The sequence below is a fragment of the Bacillus sp. LJBS17 genome, from assembly GCF_019334685.1.
Classification (GTDB): Bacteria; Bacillota; Bacilli; order Bacillales; family Bacillaceae; genus Bacillus; species Bacillus subtilis.
In genome coordinates, this window is the sequence record NZ_CP079759.1 from 404,755 (window position 1) to 430,027 (window position 25,273).

The 25,273-nt window shown below is 44.6% G+C and carries 25 protein-coding genes; 13 read left to right on the forward strand and 12 right to left on the reverse strand.

Annotated features, from left to right (window positions below; genetic code table 11):
- Positions 1 to 7: 7 nt before the first annotated feature.
- Entirely contained in the window at positions 8 to 1,486 is a 1,479-nt protein-coding gene (locus KXZ66_RS02045) for a peptide MFS transporter (RefSeq protein ID WP_021481763.1), read from the reverse strand.
- Positions 1,487 to 1,765: 279 nt separating this feature from the next.
- Between KXZ66_RS02045 and KXZ66_RS02050 the strand changes: the two genes are divergently transcribed.
- Positions 1,766 to 3,520: a right-handed parallel beta-helix repeat-containing protein gene (locus KXZ66_RS02050; RefSeq protein WP_219144771.1), complete on the forward strand. Its 1,755-nt coding sequence runs from the start codon at positions 1,766 to 1,768 to the stop codon at positions 3,518 to 3,520.
- Positions 3,521 to 3,538: 18 nt separating this feature from the next.
- Here the strand turns inward: KXZ66_RS02050 and KXZ66_RS02055 are convergent, their stop codons facing one another.
- Positions 3,539 to 3,760 (reverse strand): YczF family membrane protein, encoded by a 222-nt coding sequence (locus KXZ66_RS02055; protein ID WP_015715241.1) that lies wholly within the window; start codon positions 3,758 to 3,760, stop codon positions 3,539 to 3,541.
- 125 nt (positions 3,761 to 3,885) lie between these two features.
- Here KXZ66_RS02055 and gerKA point away from each other — a divergent pair, with 125 nt between their 5' ends.
- Genes gerKA through gerKB form a run of 3 tightly spaced genes read left to right on the forward strand, consistent with a single transcriptional unit; the run spans position 3,886 to position 7,879 of the window.
- Positions 3,886 to 5,520, forward strand: a complete 1,635-nt coding sequence (gene gerKA / locus KXZ66_RS02060; RefSeq protein ID WP_165634615.1) for a spore germination protein GerKA — start codon at positions 3,886 to 3,888, stop codon at positions 5,518 to 5,520.
- Positions 5,510 to 6,733 carry a spore germination protein GerKC gene (gerKC, locus tag KXZ66_RS02065; RefSeq protein ID WP_165634616.1) on the forward strand — a complete coding sequence of 408 codons (1,224 nt, stop codon included), beginning with the start codon at positions 5,510 to 5,512 and terminating at the stop codon, positions 6,731 to 6,733. Before gerKA ends, gerKC begins: the two co-directional genes overlap by 11 nt.
- Before the next feature lie 24 nt (positions 6,734 to 6,757).
- Positions 6,758 to 7,879 (forward strand): endospore germination permease GerKB, encoded by a 1,122-nt coding sequence (gene gerKB, locus KXZ66_RS02070; RefSeq protein WP_163136801.1) that lies wholly within the window; start codon positions 6,758 to 6,760, stop codon positions 7,877 to 7,879.
- Between the two features lie 104 nt (positions 7,880 to 7,983).
- Here the strand turns inward: gerKB and KXZ66_RS02075 are convergent, their stop codons facing one another.
- Together KXZ66_RS02075 and KXZ66_RS02080 are read right to left on the reverse strand one after the other, a co-directional pair.
- The gene (locus KXZ66_RS02075) at positions 7,984 to 8,664 is read right to left on the reverse strand and encodes an ABC transporter ATP-binding protein (protein WP_014475797.1); all 681 of its coding nucleotides are present in this window, start codon (positions 8,662 to 8,664) and stop codon (positions 7,984 to 7,986) included.
- 15 nt (positions 8,665 to 8,679) lie between these two features.
- Positions 8,680 to 10,140: an ABC transporter permease gene (locus tag KXZ66_RS02080; protein ID WP_041850694.1), complete on the reverse strand. Its 1,461-nt coding sequence runs from the start codon at positions 10,138 to 10,140 to the stop codon at positions 8,680 to 8,682.
- Positions 10,141 to 10,352: 212 nt separating this feature from the next.
- Here KXZ66_RS02080 and yclJ point away from each other — a divergent pair, with 212 nt between their 5' ends.
- From yclJ to phrC, 4 genes are all read left to right on the forward strand, one after another.
- A complete protein-coding gene (gene yclJ / locus KXZ66_RS02085; RefSeq protein ID WP_015482792.1) occupies positions 10,353 to 11,036 on the forward strand; it encodes a two-component system response regulator YclJ in 684 nt (227 codons plus the stop codon).
- On the forward strand, positions 11,023 to 12,444 hold the full coding sequence (gene yclK / locus KXZ66_RS02090) for a two-component system sensor histidine kinase YclK (protein ID WP_077671293.1): 1,422 nt from the start codon (positions 11,023 to 11,025) through the stop codon (positions 12,442 to 12,444). The genes yclJ and yclK overlap by 14 nt, the downstream gene beginning before the upstream one ends.
- Positions 12,445 to 12,607: 163 nt before the next feature.
- Positions 12,608 to 13,756, forward strand: a complete 1,149-nt coding sequence (gene rapC, locus KXZ66_RS02095) for a response regulator aspartate phosphatase RapC (RefSeq protein ID WP_014475800.1) — start codon at positions 12,608 to 12,610, stop codon at positions 13,754 to 13,756.
- Positions 13,740 to 13,862, forward strand: a complete 123-nt coding sequence (phrC, locus tag KXZ66_RS02100) for a phosphatase RapC inhibitor PhrC (RefSeq protein WP_003224994.1) — start codon at positions 13,740 to 13,742, stop codon at positions 13,860 to 13,862. The genes rapC and phrC overlap by 17 nt, the downstream gene beginning before the upstream one ends.
- 98 nt (positions 13,863 to 13,960) lie before the next feature.
- Here phrC and KXZ66_RS02105 read toward each other — a convergent pair whose 3' ends face one another.
- From KXZ66_RS02105 to KXZ66_RS02115, 3 genes are all read right to left on the reverse strand, one after another.
- On the reverse strand, positions 13,961 to 14,050 hold the full coding sequence (locus KXZ66_RS02105; RefSeq protein ID WP_015482794.1) for a YjcZ family sporulation protein: 90 nt from the start codon (positions 14,048 to 14,050) through the stop codon (positions 13,961 to 13,963).
- Positions 14,051 to 14,131: 81 nt separating this feature from the next.
- Entirely contained in the window at positions 14,132 to 14,245 is a 114-nt protein-coding gene (locus KXZ66_RS02110; protein WP_014478831.1) for a YjcZ family sporulation protein, read from the reverse strand.
- A gap of 152 nt (positions 14,246 to 14,397) precedes the next feature.
- The gene (locus tag KXZ66_RS02115) at positions 14,398 to 15,762 is read right to left on the reverse strand and encodes an aspartate kinase (protein ID WP_015715246.1); all 1,365 of its coding nucleotides are present in this window, start codon (positions 15,760 to 15,762) and stop codon (positions 14,398 to 14,400) included.
- Between the two features lie 384 nt (positions 15,763 to 16,146).
- Here KXZ66_RS02115 and yclN point away from each other — a divergent pair, with 384 nt between their 5' ends.
- Genes yclN through yclQ form a run of 4 tightly spaced genes read left to right on the forward strand, consistent with a single transcriptional unit; the run spans position 16,147 to position 19,764 of the window.
- On the forward strand, positions 16,147 to 17,097 hold the full coding sequence (gene yclN / locus KXZ66_RS02120; protein WP_014475804.1) for a petrobactin ABC transporter permease YclN: 951 nt from the start codon (positions 16,147 to 16,149) through the stop codon (positions 17,095 to 17,097).
- Positions 17,090 to 18,037 (forward strand): petrobactin ABC transporter permease YclO, encoded by a 948-nt coding sequence (gene yclO, locus KXZ66_RS02125; RefSeq protein ID WP_014475805.1) that lies wholly within the window; start codon positions 17,090 to 17,092, stop codon positions 18,035 to 18,037. Before yclN ends, yclO begins: the two co-directional genes overlap by 8 nt.
- Positions 18,031 to 18,789: a petrobactin ABC transporter ATP-binding protein YclP gene (yclP, locus tag KXZ66_RS02130; RefSeq protein ID WP_014475806.1), complete on the forward strand. Its 759-nt coding sequence runs from the start codon at positions 18,031 to 18,033 to the stop codon at positions 18,787 to 18,789. The genes yclO and yclP overlap by 7 nt, the downstream gene beginning before the upstream one ends.
- A 21-nt stretch (positions 18,790 to 18,810) precedes the next feature.
- A complete protein-coding gene (gene yclQ / locus KXZ66_RS02135; RefSeq protein ID WP_219144772.1) occupies positions 18,811 to 19,764 on the forward strand; it encodes a petrobactin ABC transporter substrate-binding protein YclQ in 954 nt (317 codons plus the stop codon).
- A 46-nt stretch (positions 19,765 to 19,810) separates the two neighbouring features.
- Here the strand turns inward: yclQ and KXZ66_RS02140 are convergent, their stop codons facing one another.
- The 4 genes from KXZ66_RS02140 to KXZ66_RS02155 all read right to left on the reverse strand — a co-directional run bounded on the left by KXZ66_RS02140 (position 19,811) and on the right by KXZ66_RS02155 (position 23,344).
- The gene (locus KXZ66_RS02140) at positions 19,811 to 21,229 is read right to left on the reverse strand and encodes an MDR family MFS transporter (RefSeq protein WP_014478836.1); all 1,419 of its coding nucleotides are present in this window, start codon (positions 21,227 to 21,229) and stop codon (positions 19,811 to 19,813) included.
- Positions 21,230 to 21,248: 19 nt separating this feature from the next.
- Positions 21,249 to 22,127 carry a TetR/AcrR family transcriptional regulator gene (locus tag KXZ66_RS02145; protein ID WP_003246592.1) on the reverse strand — a complete coding sequence of 293 codons (879 nt, stop codon included), beginning with the start codon at positions 22,125 to 22,127 and terminating at the stop codon, positions 21,249 to 21,251.
- Positions 22,128 to 22,290: 163 nt separating this feature from the next.
- Positions 22,291 to 23,040, reverse strand: a complete 750-nt coding sequence (gene nfsA / locus KXZ66_RS02150) for an oxygen-insensitive NADPH nitroreductase (RefSeq protein ID WP_003234479.1) — start codon at positions 23,038 to 23,040, stop codon at positions 22,291 to 22,293.
- Between the two features lie 16 nt (positions 23,041 to 23,056).
- On the reverse strand, positions 23,057 to 23,344 hold the full coding sequence (locus tag KXZ66_RS02155) for a putative quinol monooxygenase (protein ID WP_003234477.1): 288 nt from the start codon (positions 23,342 to 23,344) through the stop codon (positions 23,057 to 23,059).
- Between the two features lie 139 nt (positions 23,345 to 23,483).
- Between KXZ66_RS02155 and KXZ66_RS02160 the strand changes: the two genes are divergently transcribed.
- Positions 23,484 to 23,798, forward strand: coding sequence for an ArsR/SmtB family transcription factor (locus tag KXZ66_RS02160; RefSeq protein WP_003234476.1), 315 nt, complete (start codon positions 23,484 to 23,486; stop codon positions 23,796 to 23,798).
- 1 nt (position 23,799) lies between these two features.
- Here KXZ66_RS02160 and gabR read toward each other — a convergent pair whose 3' ends face one another.
- Positions 23,800 to 25,239 (reverse strand): MocR-like transcriptional regulator GabR, encoded by a 1,440-nt coding sequence (gene gabR, locus KXZ66_RS02165; protein ID WP_033883682.1) that lies wholly within the window; start codon positions 25,237 to 25,239, stop codon positions 23,800 to 23,802.
- Between the last annotated feature and the right edge of the window lie 34 nt (positions 25,240 to 25,273).

Here is a 25,273-nt window from a genome sequence, read left to right on the forward strand (position 1 = left end):
TTTCTGATTATAAGACCCCTTTCATCGCGCGTTTGATAACCGGCGAGAGCAGCAGGAGAATGCCGCCAAGAACGATAGAAATCAAACCGATGGTGCCAAAGTACATTGTTTCAGGAATTTTATCAAACAATCCGGCTACTTGGGCATTGATCGCTTGGGCTGCTGCGTTCGTCAGAAACCACATACTCATTGTCTGTGCAGAGAAGGCAGCTGGGGCCAGTTTCGTTGTCACGGATAAACCGACTGGAGACAGGCACAGCTCTCCAAGCACGACAAGCAGGAAGCTGAGAACGAGCCAAAGCGGGCTTACGAGTGCTTCTTTTCCTTGCATAGCAGGGAATACCATAATGATAAATGACAATCCGGCTAAAATAATTCCGATTGAGAATTTAACTGGTGTAGACGGCTGGCGTTTGCCAAGCTTCATCCAGAGCCATGCGAATATTGGCGCAAAAATGACGACAAACAATGGATTTAATGATTGGAACCATGATGACTGAAGTTCGAATCCGCCCAATGAAAGTCTTATGCGTTCATCAGCGTATACCGCAAGAATGGTCGCTCCCTGTTCCTGAATGGCCCAGAACATGACAGCACCGATAAACAAAGGAATGTAAGCGGCAAGACGGGATTTTTCTGTGCTGTCCGCTTTTTTGCTTGTAAACATGATGATGAAATAAATGACAGGAATCAAAATACCGAGAATACTTACAAGGTCGATAAAACGATTGATCGTCAGCACGCCTGTTTGTACAGAGATCATCACTGCGATCGCCACGATGATAACACCGATTCCGGTGCCAATCGCAGATTTTTTAGACAGCGGATTCGGCACATTGGAACCTGCAAGCCCGAGGTTTTTCTTTCTTGTCAAAGCAAAAACGATAAGTCCGAGAAGCATTCCGACCGCGGCAGCTCCGAAGCCGAGATGATAGTTGTACTTCTGTCCGAGTGTTCCGACAATTAACGGCGCAAGTAAACCACCGAGGTTAATCCCCATGTAGAAAATACTGAAACCTGAGTCGCGGCGCGGGTCTTCTTTCGTGTAAAGATCCCCAACCACGCTTGAAACGTTTGGTTTTAATAAGCCTGTTCCGACAATAATAAGCACCATGCTGATATAGAATGCGATCGCGCTGCCCGGATAGGCGAGTGCAATGTGGCCGAACATAATGAATATGCCGCCGTAAAACACGGTGTTTGCGGTACCGAATACCCGGTCAGCGAGCCATCCGCCAATAATGGTGGACATGTATACGAGTGATCCGTAAATCGACATAATGGCAACCGCAGTGCCCTTGTCAAAGCCGAGCCCTCCGTTTACCGTCTCTGTATACAAATAGTAAAGTAAGATTGCTCTCATTCCATAGTAAGAGAAACGCTCCCAAAATTCGGTGAAAAATAGTGTAAATAGTCCTCGCGGGTGACCAAAGAACCCTTTTTGCGGGACGCTTTTAATGATACTTTCGTTATCAATCGAAGCCATGTCAGCCAAACCCTTTCTAAAAAAAGTGTATTATAAAAATCATATTCTTATATAATACTTGTGTCAATATAATTTATACTCATTTCAAATAGTTCCATAATGGAAAAATTATAAATACCTAAAAATAGTGATTTTCTCCTAATTTTTATACTCTTTATCGTGAGATTTTCTTACACAACTATTCCTTTATATTTTTTTAATAAAATTTTAGAGAAATGTACAAGCAGATCGGGCCTTTGTGAGTAACATGATAGTAATCATAGAGAAGGAGGCTCGCAATTGGCTGAATTCATATTAAATGCAGCGGATTTCGGTGTTCCTGGAGATGGTAAAACGGATTCGACAGAACGGATTAATCAGTGCCTTAGTACAGCTGTTTCGAAAGGCTATCATACTGTCTGGTTTCCAAAGGGAACATATTTAATAGACGCAACGCTTGGCGGAGATCTTAATCAGAGGTTTCGAAACGCGGGGATCATTGTTCCCGGCAACCTTGAGATTATGATGGACCCCGAATGTATCATGAAAGTGATACCAAATAGTTCGTGGGGTTATTCCGCATTTTATGTAGGCAAGCAAGAGAATATAACCATTTCCGGGGGACAAATTATCGGCGAACGGGATGAGCATACGTATGCCTCGGCAGGAATAAGGTCAACCCATGAATGGGGCTTTGGCATATGTATTGAAGGATGCTCGAATGTTGTCATTGATGATGTGAAAATTTCCGATTTTACCGGCGATGGGATCATAGTCAGCCCAAGGGGATTAAAGACCAATCAAGATTATCGAACGTCAGAGCAAATTATCATCCGCCGCTGTGAGGTTCGGCGGTCGAGGAGAAATAACATTTCCATTACCGGATGTGACATGGTCACGGTGGAGGAATGCTTGATTGAAGATGCCGGAACGGGGAATGGAACAGCCCCGAAATTCGGAATTGACATTGAAGGATACGGCGAAGGTGACGTTGATTATGAGGAACCGATTAATGTATCAATTCGCAATAACCACTTTGTTGGAAACGTTTCAAGTTCTGTGACCAATTTTAACGGGTATGGCATTTTAATAGAAGGAAATCACTCAGACAATACAATCAGCTACGGATATGGGACGCAAACAGTGATCAAGGGCAATATTCTGAGACGCCCTGAAGACGCGGCGGCTGCGCCAAGAGTCGGGATAACCGGACTCGGTGTATCACAAGGAAAAGAGACCAGTGATGCAGTGATCGCTGGCAACCTCATTACCGGATTTTCAACTGGAATTGATGTCAGGGGAAAGAGCGTTCTTGTGACGAACAACAAAATCAGCAACTTTGAAAACACAGGGATATTGGTTTATCAGTCTTCCGATGTAAAGGTAGACGGAAACCAAATTCAAAACGGACTGTCTGAAACAAGGCGCAGCATCGGTCTTCGCGCAGTGCTGTCAGATGACATCGCTTTTCTGAATAACTGTCTCATTCAAGTCGTTGACGGTGTGAACGTTTCCGGCGGAAATATGATCATTAAAGATAATCTCCTGAGAAAATTCAGCCGGGGCATTTGGATTGCTCAAGGGAACGCGGTGATTGAAGGGAATACACTGAATCCTGACACGTTTGAAGCAGTGCCGGAATCATATTCTGTTTCCGTCACAAACAATGCCGGCGCCATCATCAAAAACAATACATTTAAAGAGTTCAAAAATTACCCCATTTATTGCTCCACAAGTGCAAAAACCTCAATTATCGGCAACCACTTAGAGAGATCTCCGCTTTTGGTCACCATCTATATCAGCGCCGGTGTGCATGAGATTTTTGATAATACCATTTCAGTCAACAGAACAGCCGGGAATCCGATTGTGATTTATATTAATGGCTCTGCAGGCTCTATCATCTCTGGAAACACCATCAATAACCTCTCCACGGGCACTGCGATAGCTATTCAAACAAACACGGCAACCAATTCCAAAATCATTGGCAACCGCATTTTTAAAGGGACAATCAACAAACACAGCAGTGATACAATAGACGGCAATATGATTGTCTGAAAAAAGCGCTGGCCCCCTTTAGGGGTTCTTTTTTTTCGATTTATAGATCACATACATTTCTCTCACAAGTACTAAAACAAAAAATAAAAGCACGACCCATTCCGCAAATGTTGTCATCTTAAAGCTGGACATATTGTTATAAACGGCTTTTGTTAAACTGAACCCTTGAAGCATGTCCATCAACACAGAAATAGCTAATAAACAAATTAATATGACTCCGGTCACGCCCAATATCTTCATGCTTCATCATCCTCCGCTTTTAGTGTCTATCGTTGGCGGAGAAGTTATACCGCATCTAACCCTAATGCATAATCTCAATTTTAAAAGGAAGAATATGAGAAAACGACAAGGAAAGGTATTTGTGTATGCCTTTATTTTCTAAGCGAAAGAACAATACCGATTCAAAAGACAAGCAGAATACAGACGAAAGGAATCAGGAACAGCAGCAAGAAAAAGAAAGGCCGGTTCTCATTTCTCCAAGTTTGGCAAAGAATATAGCGGAAACGAAAAAGGAAGTCGGAAGCAGCTCTGACGTCATCATTCGCGAGATTAAAATCGGGGAGCAGGATCGTGTCCATCTAGCTGTTATTTATATTGCTGGGCTGGTCGATAATAACACGATCCATGAGTCGTTAATCGATCCATTGGTACAGGATGAGTCTATCCAGAATTCCCATGCGATCCAGCAAATTCTTGAAAAAACGCTCCCGCTGGGCGGAGTGAAAGCGGAAAAGAGCTGGGACAAGCTTTTTTCAGAGTTAATGCTCGGCAATGCGCTCATTTTTGCCGATGGCTATGCCGAAGCGCTGATTTGCAGCACTCAAGGGGGAGAGCAGCGCTCCATCCAAGAGCCGAGCACCCAGGTGTCATTCCGCGGCCCGCGCCAAGGGTTTACAGAATCTCTGCAAACCAATATTTCCATGATTCGGCGATACATTAAAAATCCCAATTTATGGGTCGAAAAAATGAAAAAAGGTTCTGTTACGAATACGGATATCGCTCTCATGTACATTCAAGGAATATGTGATGAAAAGGTGCTGAAGGAAGTGAAGCAGCGCCTGGAAAAAATAGATATTGACAGTATTTTGGAATCTGGATATATTGAGCAGCTGATTGAAGATGAAACCTTTACGACGTTTCCGACTATGTATCATACAGAACGCCCTGATGTTGTAGCGGGTAATCTGTTAGAAGGAAGATTCGCAATTATTGTGGACGGAACACCGTTTGTGCTTATAGCCCCGGCCTTATTTGTCCAGTTTTTTCAGTCTGTTGAGGATTATTATTCGCGTTTTGACATTGCGACAAGCATAAGAATTCTTCGTGTTTTAGTCTTTTTCATTTCGCTTGTGGCTCCGGCCGTATACGTGGCAGCCACGACGTTTCATCAAGAAATGATACCGACTCAGCTGTTAGTGGTCATTGCGGCCCAGCGGGAAATTGTCCCGTTTCCGGCTGTTGTGGAGGCGCTGACGATGGAGGTTGCTTTTGAGATTCTGAGGGAAGCGGGAGTCAGGCTGCCCCGGGTTGTCGGCTCGGCAGTGTCAATCGTAGGCGCGCTCGTAATCGGTCAGGCTGCCGTACAGGCTGGTATCGTCTCTCCGGCAATGGTGATTATCGTGGCACTCACCGCGATTGCGAGCTTCGCAACACCGGCGTTTGCAATGGCGATTTCAGCTCGGCTTATTCGGTTTATTTTTATTATTGCCTCAGCTGTTATGGGTTTTTACGGGCTGATTTTAGGGATCATTATGATGTTTGTCCACTTATGCAGTCTTCGTTCATTCGGCGTTCCATATATGTCGCCGCTTGCACCCTTTTCTTCACAAGGCGTAAAGGACGCGCTTTTCCGGGTTCCGTGGTGGGCCGATGAAAAAAGGCCGGAATCGGTCAGTAAGGAAGATAAGGTGCGGCAGGGGCAAGATCAACGCCCAGAGCCGGCCGCTTCACGAGGAATGGTGAACAAAGATTTGGAAGAAGGGGATCAGAATGGTACGTAAATGTCTATTAGCCGTTCTCATGCTTTTGAGCGTCATTGTGCTGCCCGGCTGCTGGGATAAGCGGGAGCTGACGGATCTTGCGATTATCTCGGCGATTGGCATCGATCGGACAAACGACAGCAACTACGTGCTGCATCTTCAAATTATCAATCCAGGAAATGTTGCCGGCGGCCTTCAGGGAGGCGGTGCTGGAGACAGGCCGCCTGTATATGTCTATTCGATTGAAGGTAACAATATAACGGAAGCACTCAGAAAAGCCTCCATGAAGGTATCACGGCGGCTTTATTTTGCCCATACCAATCTAGTCGTGATCAATGAAAAGCTGGCAAAAGAAGAAGGTTTGGATTTTGTATTAGATAATCTTGACCGGGACACAGAATTCAGGACAACAGCAACATTCGTCGTTGCTCATAAAACAAAAGCAGAAAATATTGTGAAAATCTTGACGCCAATTGATAAAATTCCATCAAATAAAGTCAATAAAACCCTGGATTTCACGGAGGCGCAATACGGGCGGGTGGTCAAAACCAATATTCAGGACGTTTTGAAAACACTTGCCGCCAACACTATGGCACCGGTTATCCCGGGATATATGATGATTGGTGACGATAAAAAAGGAGTCAGCATGGAAAACACGCAGGCGACTGACCCGAAAGCCATTCTTCAGGCAGATGGTTTGGCGGTTTTTGACAAGGCAGGTTATTTAAAATATTGGCTGGAAGATGATGAAAGCGTGGGGGCAGTCTGGCTTATGAATAAGATCCAGCATACGTTTATTAATGCTGACTGGGGCAAGACGAAGGATGCGGTCAGCTTGCAGGTTACCCATCAAGATACAAAGCTGGTACCGAAAATGCGGAACGGACGTCCGTACATCCATGTGAAAGTGTCGGTTGAAGGTATTATAGATGCTGTCAAATACCCTTTCCAATTGTCTGATCCCAAGGTGCTGGCCGCTATTGAAAAAGCGCTCAACAAAGAGCTGGAAAGGGAAATCAGCCATACTGTGAAAAAGATTAAGAAGAATAAAATAGATTTTATCGGTTTTGGTGACACGATATATAGAAAGTATCCGGAGCAGTGGGAGAAAATGAAGGACACATGGGACAAAGAGTATTTGCCTGAACTGCCCATCGATGTGAAGGCCGAGACGTATATCAGAAGGACGGGATTGCGAAACAATCCGATCAAACACCAGTTTAAAGATGATTAGGTCTGAAGAAAGGGGAAGTGACAGATGGAAAAAGCCAGAATAAGCATAAGGCAGCTGTTTGTCATGATTATCATTTTTGAACTGGGCAGCTCCTTATTGATTACACCGGGATCAATGGCGGGCAGGGATGCTTGGATAGCAGTTTTATTAGGCTGTGCGATCGGACTGTTTCTTTTCTATTTGTATCAAGGCATTTATCAATGTTATCCGAATTCTTCTCCGAAAGAATATATGGATGATATGCTGGGAACCAAGCTGAGCTGTCTGTTTTCATTTCTCTATATCTTGTACTTTGCCTATATTGCCGCAAGGGTGCTGCGTGACTTTGGAGAAATGCTGCTGACGTTTGCTTATCATGATACACCTATCATTATTGTAAATGCTTTATTAATGGTAGTAAGCATATATGCCGTAAGAAAAGGAATTGAAGTGCTCGCACGCGCGGCCGAACTTCTTTTCGGGGCCATGTATTTACTGGGCGCGATCGGCCTCGTGCTGATTATTGTCTCAGGCACTATAGACCCGCACAATTTAAAGCCGGTTTTGGCAAACGGCATTTCTCCTATTCTTCACTCTGTTTTCACGCAGACCATGTACGTCCCATTTGGTGAAGTTGTTTTATTTGTGATGATTTTCCCTAACCTGAATGACAGAAAAGATGTGAAAAAAATGGGGATGATCGCCATGGCTATTAGCGGATTGATTGTTGCGCTCACCGTGGCGATTAATATTAGCGTGCTTGATGTTGATCTTACACTCAGATCCCAGTTTCCGCTTTTAAGCACGATCCAGACCATCAAGGTCGAAGAATTTTTAGACCGGCTCGATGTCTTTTTTATGCTGGCGCTGATCATCGGCGGCTTCTTTAAGGTCAGCCTCTACTTATATGCCACAGTGGTTGGGACATCTACGCTCTTTAAGGAAAAGAACCCCTCTCAATTGGCTTATCCGATGGGATTGGGCATCTTAATCCTTTCTATAACGATCGCGACTAACTTTTCGGAGCACTTGAACGAAGGCTTGAAAGTGGTGCCGCTGTATATTCATTTGCCTTTTCAATTATTGTTTCCGCTCTTTCTGTTTATTGTGGCTGTTTGGAAAAAGAAACGAAGAGAGAAGTCAAAAGGGGCGGAAGCAAAAAAATGATAAAAAGAGCGGGGGGATGCAGCCGCCGCTCTTTTTATGTTCACTTCTATATAAAAGGGGGATATAGGGTGCGCCCCTGTCTGCACTGGCAGAGGCGCGTTTTGTTATACGACTGCGATGTTTTCCTTCACAGTAAAGCTTCCTCTTGAAAGTCTGATATTGATGTCTGACACTTTTGCAATTTGTTCATCGTGCGTCACCATGATGACACATTTATTTTCCTTGTGTGCCAGATCTTGAAAGAGCCGTACGATCTCTTTTGATGTGTCCTCATCAAGGTTTCCGGTCGGTTCATCGGCTACGATAAGATCCGTGTCACAGCAGAAAGCCCTTGTAATTGATACCCGCTGCTGCTGTCCGCCGCTCAGTGTGAGCACTTTTTGCCGGGCTTGTTTTTCGTTGATGCCAACCTTCTGCAGCATGTCAAGCGCATATGATTCTTTGTTCTTTTCTTTAGAACCTGTGATTTCCATAGCGGTTGTGACGTTCTGCAAAGCCGTCATATACGGGAGCAGGTTGTACGCCTGAAAGACGATTGATACATATTGATTTCTGAAATTGGTTAAGCCGATTTTAGAAACCGCTTTTCCGTCGTAAAGGATGTTTCCTTCTTTTGGTGCGTCAAGCCCGCCTGCCAGAGACAGGAAAGTGGTTTTCCCCGTCCCTGATGTGCCGACAATTGTGTAGAATTTGCCTTTTTGAAAGCTGATGTTAATATCCTGAAACAATGGCTGGCTTTTGTCTTTATACCAGTAGCCGACTTGCTGAAATTCTAATAAGCTCATAGGTTCCGCCTCTTTCTATTCCTGTTTTGTCAATATCGTTTTCGGATGAAGCCGCAGTACTGAAATTGACGGCAGCAATGTTGCAATGATTGCGATTAGGATGCCGATCCCGCCAAGAATAAGCATGTCGTTCATAGAAACCGCGACGTTCAGTGAATCGATAACGTCCACGTTTGATGAACTGTGGCCGAACATTCCGCCGCCCATGCCGCCACCGCCGCCGGGCATTTGTCCGCTTGCGGTTTGCGTTGAATCGGTTGATGAACTGATCTGCTGGGATAAAAGCTGATTTCCAAGCTGATTCGCGACGAGATTTCCCGTCACAGATGCAAGGCCGATAGCGATAACGGCCACAATCAGAATCTCAGTCAAGAACTGTCCAATCAATTTCCATCGTTTTTCACCGATGGCCATTAACACGCCCATTTCGTATTTGCGCTCCCTGATTGACATCATGACAATCAGGCCAAGGATGACGGCGCCTGCCACTGATACAAGATACACCACGTTTTTAGAGAAAGAAGCCACATTTTCAATCGGGCCGACCATTTGCTGGTAAAGCTGATCGTTTGTATTCAGTGTGTACGTATCGAAGTCAATTGATGTTTTCTTCGCTGCTTTTACGAAAGCATCCATATTTTTCGCGTCGTCCATATAGTAAACAGCTGAGTCAATCGTATTTTTATAGTCGTCGCCTTTCAGCGCCGCTGTTGCTGTGTAAGGCGTATAAAGCTTGTTATAAGGATTTAAGAAAGAGAAATTTTGGGCTTGGTCATCACCTGAAGATGTTGTTTTATAAATACCGACGATCTTCAGCTTTACTGTCGTATCTTCATCTGTTGCTGATTCAATTGTGATCGAATCGCCAACGCTCAAATCATTTTCTTCCGCTAATGTTTCGTTGATCACTGTTACTTTTTTGCCGACATCTGATTTTGTAATCGCGCGTCCGTCAGTGATTTTTGAATCTCCGTCAGAGAAGTCATCAACTAATGCTGTGCTGATGACACCTTCAATCGAAAGATCGGCTTGCACCATTTGCGGTCCGCCTTGTCCGCCACCTTGGCTGTTTTTAGCGGTTGAGCTTGAACTGCTGGAGCTGGAATCACTTGAACTAGAGCTTTCAATCGCATCAAAGTTTCCTGCGTTGGCTGAAGCTGATGTGGTGTAATTGTAGCTCTTCACATGATCAAGCGCTGCAAGCTTATTCGCATCAGACACTTTGATTGGTGTTGATTCGAAGCTGCGTTTTTCACCGCTGTCCTGCTGCTTTTCCATTTGCTTTTGGCGGTCAACCTGAAGTGTCACGCTTCCGCCGAGTTCCTGTCTGGCCAGTTCGCTTGACTTTTGTGCTGCCGACTGGATGGTGAGGCCTGATAGAACAAAGACACATATGACTGTAAACACAAATAATTGCAATAACGTTTTTCCCTTTTTAGCCTTCATATTCCAAAAGGCCCGTTTGATAAAGTTCATTTATGTTCCTCCGCATTGGTATTTTTATTGATAAGACCGCCTCTGGGGCGCGTCCCCTTGCTGATAAATTAATAGTAGTCCAAAGGTATGAAAAAAATATGAACAATCTATTTCTAGTTGATGAAATAAAAACTAACAATTGTGAAACGCAAAACCTTCTGTTTAAAATGGTGCTATTATATAAAAAAGCATCAAAACAACCGGAGGATATAATGAAAATATTAATGATAGAAGATAATGTTAGTGTATGTACGATGACGGAGATGTTCTTTTTTAAAGAAGGTTTTGAAGCGGAATTCGTTCATGACGGGTTAGAAGGGTACCAGCGTTTTACGGAAGAAAATTGGGATCTGATCATTTTGGATATCATGCTTCCATCTATGGACGGCGTGACCATCTGCAGAAAAATAAGAGAGACAAGCACGGTGCCGATTATCATGCTGACTGCCAAAGACACTGAATCAGATCAGGTCATCGGGTTTGAGATGGGGGCGGACGATTATGTCACAAAGCCGTTCAGCCCGCTGACATTGGTTGCCCGCATCAAAGCCGTCATCAGAAGATACAAGGCGACAGGCAAAGCTGTTATTGATGAAGATATGATCGAATCAGAATGCTTTACCATTAATAAGAAGACGAGAGAAGTATTATTAAACGGAGAGCCTGTAGAAAATCTCACGCCGAAGGAATTCGATCTGCTTTATTACCTTGTCCAAAATCCGCGGCAGGTGTTCTCCAGAGAACAGCTGCTCGAGCAGGTATGGGGCTATCAGTTTTATGGAGATGAACGAACGGTTGACGTTCATATCAAACGGCTGCGTAAAAAGCTTGCCAGCGAGGACAAGCCTTTCCTGTATACTGTGTGGGGAGTAGGGTATAAATTTGATGAAGATTAAATATTTATATCAGCTGCTGCTAAGCCATATCAGCATTTTGATTTTAGCGTTTGTCATTATCATTTCTCTGTTTTCCCACTTTGTGAAGGAATTTGCCTATCAGAACAAAGTAGAGGAATTGACGTCATATGCGGTGCAGATTGCAAATGAATTCCAAGCCGGCCAGGTGGACATGCGCAGGCTCTATCCTTATCAGGACATGTTAAGCACAAGAAAGACGCAGTTTATCATCTTTAATGAAGAGCAGCAGCCCTATTTTCTTCCTGAAGGCTTTCATCACCCACCAAGGGAACAGCTGAAGAAATCAGAATGGAATAAGCTAAAAAAAGGGCAGACTGTCATGATCAGGGCAGATGGCCGTTTTGATGATGAAGTGTCACTTGTGGCGCAGCCTATATTTGTTCAGAACGAATTTAAAGGCGCCGTTCTGCTGATTTCTCCGATCAGCGGCGTTGAACAGATGGTCAATCAGGTCAACCTCTATATGTTTTACGCTGTGATCAGCACGCTTGTGATTACGATTCTTGTGAGCTGGCTTCTGTCCAAATTCCATGTCAAGCGGATTCAAAAGCTGAGAGAAGCGACAGATAAAGTGGCTTCCGGCGATTATGACATCCATTTGGAAAACAGCTACGGGGACGAAATCGGCGTACTGGCGTCTGACTTTAATATCATGGCGAAAAAACTAAAGCAGTCAAGGGATGAAATCAATCGCCTTGAGAAGCGGAGAAGGCAGTTTATCGCTGACGTGTCACATGAATTAAAAACACCGCTGACGACGATCAACGGTTTGGTTGAAGGGCTGAACAGCCATACGATTCCTGAGGATAAGAAGGATAAATGCTTCTCGCTGATCAGTGAGGAAACGAAGCGCATGCTGCGGCTCGTAAAAGAAAATCTGGATTATGAAAAAATCAGATCCCAGCAAATTACCTTGAACAAGCTAAACGTTCCTCTGATCGAGGTGTTTGAAATCGTGAAAGAGCACTTGCAGCAGCAGGCGGAAGAAAAACAAAACAAGCTGATGATCCAGGTAGAGGATCACGTCATCGTACATGCCGATTATGACCGGTTCATTCAAATTCTCGTCAACATTACGAAAAACAGCATCCAATTTACGCAAAACGGTGACATTTGGCTGCGCGGAATGGAAGGTTATAAAGAGACGATTATTGAAATTGAAGACACGGGTATCGGCATTCCAAAAGAGGATATTGAGCATATTTGGGAGCGGTTCTATAAAGCAGATATTTCAAGAACGAACACGGCATACGGTGAATACGGACTCGGTCTCTCGATCGTCAAGCAGCTTGTTGAAATGCACCAGGGCACAGTAGAAATCAAGAGTGAAGAAGGGAAGGGCACAAAGTTCATCATCCGCCTTCCTTTAACGGCAAAACAGCAATAGCATACAGGGCGGCGGCATCATCTGATGGAGCCGCCTTTTTTGCACACCGCTTCGGTTTATTGCGTGCTCCCGAAAACAAAGATTGCGTGTTTTTCGGGTTGGGACGGTCTATAAACATGATAAAATATGACATAAACAGTTTTTGATGGGAGAGGGTGAAGGAATGAAGAGCGGGGTAATTCCTTCTTCAGCGGTCGGTCAAAAAATTAACGAGTGGTACAGATATATCCGGACATTCAGCGTGCCGGATGCCGAAGTGTTAAAAGCTGAAATCCAGCAGGAACTGAAACATATGCAGCATGATTCCAACTTGCTGCTTTATTATTCACTAATGGAATTCCGGCACCAGCTTATGCTGGATTATCTTGAGCCGTTAGAGAAATTAAATATCGAAGACCAGCCAAGCCTGTCTGAATTATCAAGAAACATTGACAGCAACCAGGCAGATCTCAAAGGGCTGCTCGACTATTACGTGAATTTTTTTCGCGGAATGTATGAGTTTGATAAGCGGGAATTTATTTCTGCCATTACATACTATAAACAGGCGGAGAAAAAGCTCTCCTTTGTCGCAGACCATATTGAACGGGCTGAATTCTATTTTAAAATCGCGGAAGCTTATTATTATATGAAGCAAACGTATTTTTCATTGATTAATATAAAAAACGCCTATGAAATTTACGTGGAGCAGGAAACCTATAATGTGAGAATCATTCAATGCCATTTCGTCTTCGGGGTCAACCTGATGGATGAAAGAAATTTCGAACAAGCCGCACGCCATTTCAAATTGGCGCTCAATATGGCCCAAGCGGAACAAAAAGCCCAGCTGGTCGGAAGAGCATACTACAATCTCGGATTATGCTATTACAATCAAGACCTTCTAGACCCTGCCATTGATTACTTTGAAAAAGCGGTCTCCACATTTGAAAGCAGCAGGATCGTCAATTCTCTCCCGCAAGCCTATTTTTTAATCACCCTGATTTATTATAAACAGGGAAAACATGATAAAGCTTCGGAATATCACAAGCGGGGCTATGAATATGCTAAAGAAACAGACGATGCAGACTATGCCGTAAAATTCGAGTTTTTGCAATCCCTATATCAGGATCAGCCCAATGAAGAAGGAATCGAACGATGTTTCCAGTACTTAAAAAATAAAAATATGTACGCTGATATAGAGGATTTAGCCCTAGAAGTAGCAAAATATTACTATGAACAGAAATGGTTTAAACTGTCTGCTTCCTACTTTCTACAAGTTGAAGAGGCAAGAAAACAAATACAAAGGAGTGAAGGTTTGTATGAAATTGAAATCTAAGTTGTTTGTTATTTGTTTGGCCGCAGCCGCGATTTTTACAGCGGCTGGCGTTTCTGCTAATGCGGAAGCACTCGACTTTCATGTGACAGAAAGAGGAATGACGTAAGAACAAGCCCCTTCTCATTAGCGAGAAGGGGTTTTTCTTTTCAAAAAACACCGCAAGACATAGTCTTGCGGTGCCGCCTTCATGGAGATTACGTTTATTTAGTAGCCTCCTACAAATGCAGTTCCCACAATGATCAAGAGGATAAATAACACAACAATCAAAGCGAAAGAAGTTCCGTAACCTGACATTTTGTGCACCTCCTTGCGAGATTGCTTCAGCAAATGCTGCAAAACTGTGGCGGACAGGGTTCCGCAGAGACGGTCAGCAGCTTAGTAGCCGCCAACAAACGCAGTCCCTACGATAATTAAAAGAATAAACAATACAACGATTAAAGCGAAAGAACTGATGCCGCCGTAACCGCCGCCGTTAGAGTATCCTGACATAAGGTTTCACCTCCCTATGAAGGATACTATAAGATATGCTGAACCGATCCATTTGGCAGGGATAATAGTGGACAAGAGAAAAAATGAACAATTCGGCTATATGAAGGTGATATAAAAAATAGCGGGCGCTGCCGCCCGCTATTTATGTACGATTAAGAGATCAGCACGCCCGCGAAAAATTCCTGGTATAACGCTTGAACGGCTTTTCTTTCTTCGGCTTCTTTTACGCCAAACATCATGCTCACTTCAGAAGACCCCTGATTGATCATTTCGATATTCACCTGTGCCTCTGATAATGCTTTGGCGGCTCTTGCCGTTGTACCGACATTGTGGCGCATCGCTTCCCCTACAACCATAATCAGGGCGAGATGATGCTCGACGATGACTTCATCGGCATGCAAATCCTCTTCGATCCGTTTGATGACGCTGCGTTCAGTGGCGGCATCCATTTGCCCCTGCCGTAAAATGATTGTCATGTCATCGATTCCCGATGGAACATGCTCATACGTCAAACCATGCTCCTCCAGGATGTGAAGGGCTCTGCGGCCAAAACCGATTTCTCTGTTCATGAGATACTTGCTGATATAAATGCTGCAAAAACCGGTGTCGCTGGCAATGCCGACGACAGGCCCGTTTGTGTTATCCCGCTTGCTGACGACGCGGGTGCCTTCGGCTGAGGGGTTGTTCGTATTTTTGATCTGAACAGGAATCCCCGCTCTGAATGCCGGAATGAGCGCTTCATCATGAAACACTGAAAAACCCGCGTAGGACAGCTCCCGCATCTCTCTATATGTCAGCTCGCTGATTTCCTTTGGATTCTCCACGAAGGACGGATTGACAGAATACACAGCGTCTACGTCTGTAAAGTTTTCGTACAAATCGGCTTGTAGTCCGTTGGCAAGAATCGAACCGGTAATATCAGAACCGCTCCGTGAGAATGTGATCACATCGCCATCCTTGCTGAATCCGAAAAAACCGGGAAAAATGATGAGTCCGTCACGTTCCCGAAGACGATAGAGGTTTTGATAGGATTCAGGAAGAACTTGCGCGTTGCCGGGTTCATTTGTCACAAAGAGGCCGGCATCCTTCGGGTTTACATATTCCGCTTTGACGCCTTTATAACGGAAGTAAGCGGCGATCAGCTTGGCATTGTTATCCTCTCCGCTGGCCTTGACTGCGTCAAGGTATTGCTCGGGATTGCTTTTATCTCCTTCTAAAAGCGTAAACAGATCATTTCTGATTTTTTCGATAATGCTTTGCCCCAGCTGAAGCTCATTGGCGATGAGAGCGTACCGTTCCACAACAGCTTCCGCCAGTTCAGGTGCGCTGCCTGATGCCAAATATTGTTCTGCACATGCGATTAAGAGATCAGTCACTTTCGTATCCTCGGCATAGCGTTTTCCCGGAGCTGAGACGACTACAGCTTTCCGTGCCGGGTCTGAGGTAACGATGTGAAACACCTTGTCAAGCTGGGCGCCTGAAGCAAGTGAGCTGCCTCCGAATTTAACGACCTTCATGTTTACATCTCCTAATGTTTAAAATTTTCACACAAATTTAGTATTTATTATCTCTCTTTCAGTACTGTAAATCAAGGGGGAATTTCTATCCAGGGAGAACATTTGTATTTTCCACGAGGAATAATGTTAGGTTTGCTGACCGTATACCTGCGTTATAAAGATAAATATGGTAAACAGCCTAACGTTTTGGGATGGAAAATGGTTAGAATGATTAGTAAAATGGATAAATGACTAGGTTAATATTTTTAAAGAATATTGACTAACCCTAGAAAAATGGTAATATGTAAATGATAATGATAATCAATTACTATATGGCCATATTGTTTTGAGTCCTTGCGGAGTAGGAGATACGTTCTTTTTGCTGTAAGGATGTAAGGAGGCAGCATGAAGCTACGTTACTTATTTATTCTACTTATCATATTAGCAGTCACATCTGTATTTATCGGTGTAGAAGATCTGTCGCCGCTTGATCTCTTCGATTTAAGCAAACAAGAGGCGTCAACGCTGTTTGCAAGCCGTTTGCCGCGATTGATCAGCATTGTCATCGCGGGATTAAGCATGAGCATCTGCGGTTTGATTATGCAGCAGATCAGCAGAAACAAATTCGTGTCACCGACGACGGCGGGCACGATGGATTGGGCGAGGCTCGGCATTTTAATTTCCTTGCTGCTGTTTACATCGGCCAGTCCTTTAATCAAAATGCTGGTCGCGTTTGTCTTTGCCCTTGCAGGAAATTTTCTGTTTATGAAAATCCTTGAAAGAATCAAGTTTAACGACACCATCTTTATTCCGCTTGTCGGTTTAATGCTCGGGAATATCGTCAGTTCAATCGCGACATTTATCGCATATAAATATGACTTGATCCAGAATGTGTCATCATGGCTGCAGGGAGACTTCTCTTTAGTCGTGAAAGGAAGATACGAGCTTCTTTATCTGAGTATTCCGCTCGTCATCATTGCCTATGTGTATGCGGATAAATTCACATTGGCCGGTATGGGTGAAAGCTTTTCTGTCAACCTCGGCCTGAAGTACAAACGGGTTGTGAACATCGGGCTCATTATCGTGTCCCTGATCACGTCCCTTGTCATTTTGACTGTCGGTATGCTGCCGTTTCTCGGTTTAATCATCCCGAATATTGTCTCGATTTACAGAGGAGACAATCTGAAGAGCAGCCTGCCGCATACTGCGCTGTTGGGAGCGGTGTTTGTGCTGTTTTGCGATATACTGGGCAGAATCATTATCTTCCCTTATGAAATCTCGATTGGCCTGATGGTCGGAATCATCGGCAGCGGCATTTTCCTGTTTATGCTGTTAAGGAGAAAAGCCTATGCGTAACCAGATGAAAATAGCTTTGCTCGTTGTTTTAGCCATTGTATGTATCGGCTTGTTTCTGTTTTATGACTTAGGCAATTGGGATTACACCCTGCCGAGACGAATCAAAAAAGTCGCAGCCATTGTGCTGACGGGGGGAGCGATTGCGTTTTCGACCATGATCTTTCAAACGATTACGAACAACCGCATCCTGACGCCGAGCATTTTGGGCCTTGATTCTCTCTACATGCTGATTCAGACTGGCATTATCTTTTTGTTCGGTTCTGCGAATATGGTCATCATGAATAAAAACATCAACTTTATCATCTCTGTTCTGCTGATGATACTGTTTTCTCTTGTTTTGTATCAGATCATGTTCAAGGGTGAGGGGAGAAATATCTTTTTCCTTCTGCTTATCGGAATCGTGTTTGGCACGCTGTTCAGCAGCCTGTCTTCCTTTATGCAGATGCTGATTGATCCGAACGAGTTCCAAGTTGTGCAGGACAAGATGTTTGCCAGCTTTAACAATATCAATACGGATTTGTTATGGCTCGCGTTCATCATCTTCCTGCTGACAGGCGTTTATGTCTGGCGTTTTACAAAATTTTTCGATGTGCTGTCGCTCGGACGCGAGCACGCCGTGAATTTGGGCATTGACTACGACAAAGTGGTGAAGCAGATGCTGATCGTGGTTGCGATTTTGGTTTCTGTTTCAACAGCGCTAGTCGGGCCGATTATGTTTTTAGGCCTTCTGGTCGTCAACCTGGCGAGAGAATTCCTGAAAACATATAAGCATTCATACTTAATCGCAGGCTCCGTTTTCATCAGCATCATTGCGCTGGTCGGAGGGCAGTTTGTGGTTGAGAAAGTGTTTACCTTCTCAACGACGCTGAGCGTCATTATTAATTTTGCCGGCGGGATTTATTTTATCTACTTGCTGTTAAAGGAGAATAAATCATGGTAGAGGTCAGAAATGTAAGCAAACAATATGGCGGGAAAGTTGTTCTTGAAGAGACGTCAGTCACGATTCAAAAGGGCAAAATCACCTCGTTTATCGGTCCTAACGGCGCCGGCAAAAGTACGCTGCTGTCTATCATGAGCCGCCTGATCAAAAAGGATTCCGGCGAGATTTACATAGACGGACAAGAGATTGGAGCATGTGACAGCAAAGAGCTTGCCAAGAAAATGAGCATTTTGAAGCAGGCGAACCAAATTAATATCAGGCTCACGATCAAAGACCTCGTCAGTTTTGGCAGGTTTCCGTACTCACAGGGCCGGCTGACAGAGGAAGACTGGGTTCATATTAACCAGGCGCTCAGCTATATGAAGCTGGAAGACATTCAAGACAAATACTTGGATCAGCTGAGCGGCGGACAGTGCCAAAGGGCATTTATCGCCATGGTCATTGCCCAGGACACAGATTATATTTTTCTGGATGAGCCGCTGAACAATCTGGATATGAAACACTCAGTTGAAATTATGAAACTGCTGAAACGGCTGGTAGAGGAGCTTGGAAAAACGATCGTCATCGTTATTCACGATATCAATTTTGCTTCAGTCTATTCTGACCATATCGTCGCTTTGAAAAACGGCCGAATCGTAAAAGAAGGACCACCTGAAGAAATGATAGAAACATCAGTGCTTGAGGAAATCTACGATATGACCATCCCGATTCAGACGATTGATAATCAAAGAATAGGTGTCTATTTTTCTTAATATATAGAAGAGGTGAAGAGCATGAAAAAGTTCGCATTACTATTCATCGCTTTGGTGACGGCAGTTGTCATTTCTGCATGCGGAAACCAAAGCACAAGCAGCAAAGGTTCTGATTCTAAGGAAGAACAAATCACGGTGAAACACCAGCTGGCAAAAAACGGAACAAAAGTACCGAAGAGCCCTAAAAAAGTTGTCGTATTTGACTTTGGAAGCTTAGATACACTAGATAAACTTGGTCTTGATGATAAAGTAGCGGGACTGCCGAAACAAGCCCTTCCTAAATATCTGTCCAAATTCAAGGATGACAAATATGCTGACGTCGGAAGCTTAAAAGAGCCAGACTTCGAGAAAGTGGCAGATTTAGACCCTGACTTGATCATTATTTCAGGAAGACAATCTGAGTCTTACAAAGAATTCTCTGAAATTGCGCCGACAATTTACCTTGGCGTAGACACAGCGAAGTATATGGAATCATTTAAGTCTGACGCAGAAACAATCGGTAAGATCTTCGATAAAGAAGATGAAGTGAAGGATGAACTCGCAAAAATCGATCATTCAATCGCAGATGTAAAGAAAACGGCTGAAAAGCTTAACAAAAACGGTCTCGTCATCATGGCGAACGACGGGAAGATCAGCGCATTTGGTCCTAAATCAAGATACGGCCTGATCCATGACGTGTTCGGCGTGACACCGGCTGATAAAAACATCAAAGCGTCTACTCACGGACAAAGCGTTTCTTACGAGTACATTTCAAAAACAAACCCGGATTACCTGTTTGTTATTGACCGCGGTACAGCGATCGGTGAAACATCATCTACTAAACAAGTCGTTGAAAATGATTATGTGAAAAATGTAAACGCAGTGAAAAATGATCATGTCGTCTACCTTGATTCTGCTACTTGGTACTTATCAGGAGGCGGTCTTGAGTCTATGGCGCAAATGATCAAAGAAGTGAAAGACGGTTTAGAAAAGTAAAACCAAAAAGAGCCTCCGCTAAATAGCGGGGCTCTTTTTTTGTTAATCAGCGTGCCGGCTGCTGTTCGGCAGGGCGCTGAGGTTTCTTTAATGTGAATGAGAGAAGGAAGCCGACAAGTGCAATGACGGCAGCCACAATAAAAGCGGCGTTCATGCCGTGCAGGGCGGCATGCTTCACATTTGTCGTGCCTGCATGTGCCGCCTGGTTGCTCATCACGGAAACCAATAATGCGGTTCCGATCGAGCCGCCGACTTGGCGAATCGTGTTGTTCATCGCAGTTCCGTGCGGAATCAAGTGGCGCGGCAGCGCGTTGATTCCGGCTGTTGTCACCGGCATCATGATCATGGCGGTGCCTAAGAGACGAACGGTGTATAAAACGACAATCCAAGCGAGTGACGTATGGTCAGTCAGCTGCATAAACGGCAGAGATGTCAGGAAGATGATGCAGAAACCGGCAATCGCCAGCCCTCTTCCGCCGACACGGTCAAAAATTCTGCCGATAATCGGCGACATAAAGCCCATCACAACGGCTCCCGGAAGGAGCATAAGCCCTGTATCAAAAGCTGTGACGTCTCTGACATTTTGTGTATAAAGCGGCAGGATGGTTTCCGTACCGATTAATAATGCAAAGACGAGGGTTCCCAGCAGTGTTGTTAAACTGAAAACGCCAAACGTGAAGACGCGGAATTCCAGCATCGGTTTTTCAAGCTTCATTTGTCTTGTGATAAACAAGAGCAGCGCGATGACACCCACCAGCAGTGAAATCAAGACGGTTGAACTGGACCAGCCATAAGAGCCGACGCTTGAGAAGCCGTACAGAAGGCCGCCGAACCCAAATGTTGAAAGGATGACTGATAAAATATCAATCTGTGTTTTTCTTAAAGTCGTCACGTTTTTCATCAGGATGCTGGCAAGAATCAAATCAATCACAGCAAACGGAAGAATAATATAAAACAATGATCTCCAAGAGAAAGCTTCGACAGCCCATCCGGAAAGAGTCGGTCCGATCGCAGGCGCGAATGAGATGACCAATCCGACCATACCCATAGCCTGGCCGCGCTTTTCAATCGGAAAGATTGTCAGGAATACAGTCTGCATGAGCGGCATCATAATGCCGGCTCCAGCCGCTTGAATGATACGCGCTGTCAGCAGAACCGGGAAGTTCGGCGCGAACGCTCCGACGACTGTTCCGGCAGTGAAAATGCTCATTGCTGTGATGAGCAGCGCCCGGCTTGTGAATTTCTCAATTAAAAACGCGGTAATCGGAATTAAAATCCCGTTGGTTAACATAAATGATGTTGTCAGCCATTGTGCTTGGTTGGCATCGACATTGAAATCCCTCATGATATGGGGAAGTGCGGTAATCAACAATGTCTGGTTCAAAATCGCCACAAACGCTCCGGCTAACAAAATGCCGACAATGACAGAACGGTTAAAAGGTTTTTGTTCAATACTTGTGTTCAATACATATCCCTTCTTTTCTCTAAGTAATTAACAGTGTTTTTAACATGGAAACGGGCTGTGTTAAAACACCGGTTTGTTCCAGATAGCCAATCAGTGATTTGAGTAAAAAAGCGCGGGGTTCTTCCTTCTTCGCTTCTTCCTCCAGCATAGCGGCTGCGGATGTCAGTTCATCTACGTCATAGTCCGCGGCGGACAGGGAAGAGATGCCTTTATGTAATTCCTTCAGGCTTTCCGATAATAGGACTGATTTATCCTTTGGCTTGTAGGAGGATGCTGAATGAATATAAAGCTCGATGGCTTCGGGCGGAAGAAGAGACTGGCGGGTTTCCCTGTTTTTGATAATCTGATTGAGGGTGCTGATGATAAACTCTGCGATCGGATCAAGCTCAAGCGGTTTTTCCTCGATTTTGATCAGCATTAAAAACTCACGCATCATGCCGTGAAGAATGATAACCAAATCCCACACAAACGGGAGAATGGTTTCTCCATACGCCTGGATCAGCGAATCGCGGTGCCAGCAGATAATCGTCGATCTGGTCTGATGGATATGCTGTTTGACCCGGTCATTGTGCAGCTTGGGGTTTCCGTAGGTCAGCATATTGAAAAACTGCTGATTCCGCCTGAAGCCCTCCAGTTCCATTTTGACCTTTTGCGTCAAACGCTCCTCCGGTGTAAGTGCGGTATTTTCCTGAAGTCTTGAGGCCGCGGCCACCATTTGCTTCTGGTTAAATGACAGCAGCTCCAAAAGCAGATCTTCTTTAGATTGAAACAGCTTATATATCGAAGCTTTTGACATCTTACATTCTTCTGCGATCGCCTGCATGGAAACTGACGTAAAATCCTTTTCCGAAAAAAGCTTTCGCGCGGCTAACAAGATATCTGTTTTTTTATCAAGCATCTCATGGCTTCCTTCTTTCTTGAACATTAGAAAACCCATTGGTTCACAGAAAACCAATGAGTAACTATGAAAAAATTTTACCAAATAAACAAAATAGAAGTCAATGGATTTTAACCGGGTAAATGAAAGGCCTGCCGGAAAATCCGACAGGCCGAATAAGAGCTTATTTTTCAACTTTAAATCCTTGTTTTTCAAGCATTTCACGGATGTGCGGATAGTACAGGCGCTCATAGTAGGAAGCGATGCTCTGTGACCAGTTTCTTGTTTCTTTTCCGTTTGTCCGTTTATTCATGTATTCAGACATCTGTTCGTCGTATGCCTGAATGTGAGACGTCAGCTCATCCTGATTCAAATAAGTTTCCTGATGATTGACAGCTTCCTGCGGCAAGCGCGGTTTTTTCGCTGAACGGTCGGCAGGATGCCCAATGACAAGGCCGGATAAAGGGAACACGTATTTTGGAAGCTCAAGCAGTTCGATCAGCTCTTGAGGGTTTCCGCGAACTGCACCGATCGGAACTGTGCCAAGTCCGAGTGACTCAGCCGCTGCTGTTGCTGTGCCGAGGGCAATACCAGCGTCTACTGCGCCGACAAGAACAGATTCCAATCCATTTGTGATTTCCATTTTGAAATCATGCAGATCTTCAAGCGCAATTTTGGCCCGGTTGAAATCTGCGCAGAACAGCAGGAAAACAGGAGCTTGATCGATCCATGGCTGGCCGCCTGCCAGCTCGGAGATTTTCTTTTTGCGCTCTTTATCCTGGACTGTGATCACAGTCACTTGCTGTCCGTTGATAGAAGAAGGGGCTGATTGCACCGCTTCAATGATTTGGTCCAATTGCTCCTGAGCTACAGGCTCATCTGTGTAGCTGCGAATCGAGCGGTGGTCTGTTAAAGATTTAATCACTTCATTCATATGAGACACCCTTCCTTTACTCGCTAAGCTCTGTGCGGACAACATCAAGAGGAGCGCTCAGCAGTTCTTTTCCTTTTGCGACAAACCCTTGGAAATGCGCAGTTTCGTTATGGAATTTCATTGCCGCTTCATCTTTCCATTTTTCAAGCATGACAAATGTATTTTCTTCGCCTACTTTTTCGAATAGGTCGTATTGCGCGTTGCCTTCCTCAGCTCTTGAATGCTGAACAAGTGATTGAGCCTCGCTCAAAAATTCCTCGCGTTTCTCTGGTTTTACTTTGATGTAAGCTTGTAATACGATCATTTAAATCTCCTCCGTTGTTATGCGAATTTATTGTTCGAATTTCATCGAACTAAATGTAACATGTATTCTAAATAAGGTAAAGGAAAAACCCTTATATAGTAAAATTGTCATTCTAATTGTTGTATGATACATTTGTGTCATGAACATTCCAAACCATCCAGAAACAGAAACATTGCAGCTGACAAAGGTTCTTCATGCACTTAGTGATCCGCTTCGTTTAGAGCTCGTCAAGCAATTAGCTGAAGCAAAAGAAAAAACGTGCAGCACCTGTGCAGATGTGCAGGTTGCCAAATCGACTTTGTCGCATCATTTTAAAGTTTTGAGAGAATCAGGCATCGCTCAAGTTCGGATAGAAGGAAAGCGCCGGTATTATTCGCTTCGCGCTGAAGACCTTGAAAAGGCATTTCCGGGACTGCTTGAAGCCGTGCTGAATGTAGACCAGGACCGCTGGTGAATCAATCCCCTGTAACGGGGATTTTTTTATGTCCGTAAACCGCTTTGAAAAGCCGCTGCACACCCTCCTGAATATCTTCTTCCTTCAGCCGTGCAAAGCCGATAATGAGAGCAGGCCTGCCCGTTTGCCGCTTGTTTTCCTTCAAGTTAAATCGGCTCATTCCGAATATTTCAAGCTGCAGACCGGCAGCATGTGACAGGATGTCTTGTTCGGTGCGCCTGGTATCAAATTCGGTAACAAAATGCAGCCCCGCATTTGCTCCTTTTACGGTAACCTCTCCGCTGAACTCTGCTTCTAAAGCGGTGATCAGGCGTTCTCTCTTTTCTTTATAATGCTGCTTCATTTTTTTTATATGCTTCTGATATTCACCAGACTCAATAAATTCCTGCAGGGTGAGCTGTGTAAGTGATGAGCAAGTCTGCAGATCATAGCCCCGCTGTTTGTATGTCCTCAACAGCTCAGGCGGCAACACCATATAGCTGATCCGCAAGCCGGGGAGAAGGGACTTTGAAAAGGTTCCCATATAGATGACATTTTGAAAACGGTCGAGGCTTTGCAGCGCCGGAATACTGTCTACATCATATGTGAATTCACTATCATAATCGTCCTCAATGATATATCGGCGCGGCTCCTCGGCTGCCCAGTTCAGCAGCTGAATTCTTCTGGATACAGGCATAATCGTTCCGGACGGAAACTGATGCGACGGGGTGGTCACCAGCACATCTGGCTGCTGTCTGGTGATTTCAGCAATCGACATGCCTTTTTCATCCAGCATGATCGTCTTGACTTGTTTTCCGGCATTCTTCAAAAGCTGATACATGCGTCTGTAGCCAGGCTCCTCCATCGCATACACGGCTTCCTTGGGTAAAAGCTCAGTCAACAGCTGCATGAGCACCTGTGTGCCTGCCCCTATGATCATTTGTTCTGGCCTGCATTTTACACCCCTCGTCAGGGAAATGAGCCTCGTAATGGCCGCTCTCACTTCATATATCCCTTGCGGATGTGACATATCGCCGAGCGTGCGGTATGAGCGGGAGGCCGCTTTTTGCTCGCAGCGGAACCAGCTTTTGATCGGAAAATGGTCTGTATCGGAACTCATGTGTGAAAACGATATCCAATCACTCTGGTCGATGTGAATCTCTTTTAGGTCATCCGGCAGTGCAAATGGAGGGTGCTCCTCGGCGGAAAACATGTCTAGTTCCTCCACGAAGAAACCCTTTCGTTCAATGGTGTACAAATACCCCTCAGCCAGCAGCTGCTGATAGGCTGAATTCACTGAATTTACGCTGACCTTGAGATTTTCAGCCAGCTCCCGCTTGGAGGGAACCTTCGAGTGCGGCAGCAGATTGCGGCTGAGGATTTCTTTTTTCAGCTTTTGATAAATTTGCTGATAGATATAATCGGCTTGCTCTGAACGATCGAGTGTAATTGTGATATCCATTTTGTAGTTTCTCCTTCTGATACCATCAAAAAGT